The sequence below is a fragment of the Asaia lannensis NBRC 102526 genome, from assembly GCF_024054035.1.
GTDB classification, from domain to species: domain Bacteria; phylum Pseudomonadota; class Alphaproteobacteria; order Acetobacterales; family Acetobacteraceae; genus Asaia; species Asaia lannensis.
Window position 1 is genome coordinate 1 of the sequence record NZ_JAMXQU010000018.1, and the last position, 2,500, is coordinate 2,500.

Genomic DNA, 2,500 nt, shown 5'->3' on the forward strand with positions numbered 1-2,500 from the left:
TTTGCGTGGATGATTGCTATGCATGTGTATGCTCTCTTGTGAGAGCGTTGTGTGAGCGATATGGGCGATTAGGACCGGTTAGCTTCACGTGTTACCACGCTTCCACACCCGGCCTATTGACGTGATGGTCTTTCACGGCCCTGTGAGACCTCGTTTTGAGGTGGGTTTCCCGCTTAGATGCTTTCAGCGGTTATCCCGTCCATACTTAGCTACCCGGCTGTGCCGCTGGCGCGACAACCGGTACACCAGAGGTATGTTCATCCCGGTCCTCTCGTACTAGGGACAAATCCTCTCAAGTCTCATACACCCACGGCAGATAGGGACCGAACTGTCTCACGACGTTCTAAACCCAGCTCACGTACCACTTTAATCGGCGAACAGCCGAACCCTTGGGACCTGCTCCAGCCCCAGGATGTGATGAGCCGACATCGAGGTGCCAAACCTCCCCGTCGATGTGGACTCTTGGGGGAGATCAGCCTGTTATCCCTAGAGTACCTTTTATCCGTTGAGCGATGGCCCGTCCACGTGGGACCACCGGATCACTATGGCCGACTTTCGTCTCTGATCGAGCTGTCACTCTCACAGTCAGGCGGGCTTATGCCATTGCACTCGACAGTCGGTTTCCGACCGACCTGAGCCCACCATCGCGCGCCTCCGTTACACTTTGGGAGGCGACCGCCCCAGTCAAACTGCCCACCATGCAGGGTCCCGGACCAGGCTAGACTGGTCTCGGTTAGACATCAGAAAAATTCAGGGTGGTATTTCAAGGACGGCTCCACCGGTACTGGCGTCCCGGGTTCGTAGCCTCCCACCTATCCTACACAGGATGTCTCTGATGCCACTGCAAAGCTGCAGTAAAGGTTCATAGGGTCTTTCCGTCTGACCGCGGGTACCCCGCATCTTCACGGGGAATTCAATTTCGCTGAGTCGATGCTGGAGACAGTGGGGAAGTCGTTACGCCATTCGTGCAGGTCGGAACTTACCCGACAAGGAATTTCGCTACCTTAGGACCGTTATAGTTACGGCCGCCGTTTACCGGGGCTTCAATTCAATGCTTGCACATCTCCTCTTAACCTTCCGGCACCGGGCAGGCGTCAGGCCGTATACGTCGTCTCTCGACTTCGCACAGCCCTGTGTTTTTACTAAACAGTCGCTACCCCCTGGTCTGTGCCACCCGCACATGGTTGCCCACATACGGGTCTTGCTTATCCCGAAGTTACACAAGTAATTTGCCTAGTTCCTTCAGCATCGTTCTCTCAAGCGCCTTGGTATTCTCTACCAGTCCACCTGTGTCGGTTTCGGGTACGGTCTATACGCCAGAGCTATTTCCTGGAATGCTCCAAAAGCCTGGTCAATCCAGTAAGACCAGACAACATATCGCATTCGTCACTTCTGGCAGGCCCAGTAATATTCAACTGGTTCCCATCGACTACGGCTTTCGCCCTCGCCTTAGGGGCCGGCTCACCCTGCGTGGATTAACCTTGCGCAGGAACCCTTGGACTTTCGGCGACAGTGTTTCTCGCACTGTTTGTCGCTACTCATGTCAGCATTCGCACTTCCGATATCTCCAGAGAGGGTCACCCCGTCTCCTTCGCAGACCTACGGAACGCTCCGCTACCGCGCATATCAAAGATATGCACCCACAGCTTCGGCACGTGGCTTGAGCCCCGTTACATTTTCGGCGCAGGGTTTCTATTAGACCAGTGAGCTATTACGCTTTCTTTAAAGGATGGCTGCTTCTAAGCCAACCTCCTGGTTGTTTTGGAATCCCCACATCCTTTCCCACTTAGCCACGATTTGGGGGCCTTAGCTGGTGGTCTGGGCTGTTTCCCTCTCGACAATGGACCTTAGCACCCACTGTCTGTCTGCCACGCTCATACTCCTCGGTATTCGGAGTTTGGTTAGGTTTGGTAAGACTTTGGGTCCCCCTAGCCCATCCAGTGCTCTACCCCCGAGGGCAATACGTGACGATCTACCTCAATAGATTTCGCGGAGAACCAGCTATCTCCGAGTTTGATTGGCCTTTCACCCCTAGCCACAGCTCATCCCCGACTTTTTCAACAGGCGTGGGTTCGGCCCTCCAGTGCGTGTTACCGCACCTTCAGCCTGGCCATGGCTAGATCACTCGGTTTCGGGTCTTCTGCCAGCAACTCATTCGCCCTATTCAGACTCGCTTTCGCTACGCCTACACCTACCGGCTTAAGCTCGCTGCAAACAGAAACTCGCTGACCCATTATACAAAAGGTACGCCGTCACCCCATAAGAGGCTCCGACTGCTTGTAGGCATCCGGTTTCAGGTCTCTTTCACTCCCCTCATCGGGGTGCTTTTCACCTTTCCCTCACGGTACTTGTTCACTATCGGTCATCAGGGAGTATTTAGGCTTGGAGGGTGGTCCCCCCATGTTCAGACAGGGTTTCACGTGCCCCGCCCTACTCAAGAACCTTCATGAACACTACGCATACGGGGCTATCACCCACTATCGCCGGACTTTCCAGACCG

The 2,500-nt window shown here is 54.8% G+C and carries 1 rRNA gene (cut by a window edge); it reads right to left on the minus strand.

The window, feature by feature from the left end:
* Window positions 1-48: 48 nt before the first annotated feature.
* Window positions 49-2,500, minus strand: a 23S ribosomal RNA gene (locus NF685_RS14175); it runs 289 nt beyond the window's last position.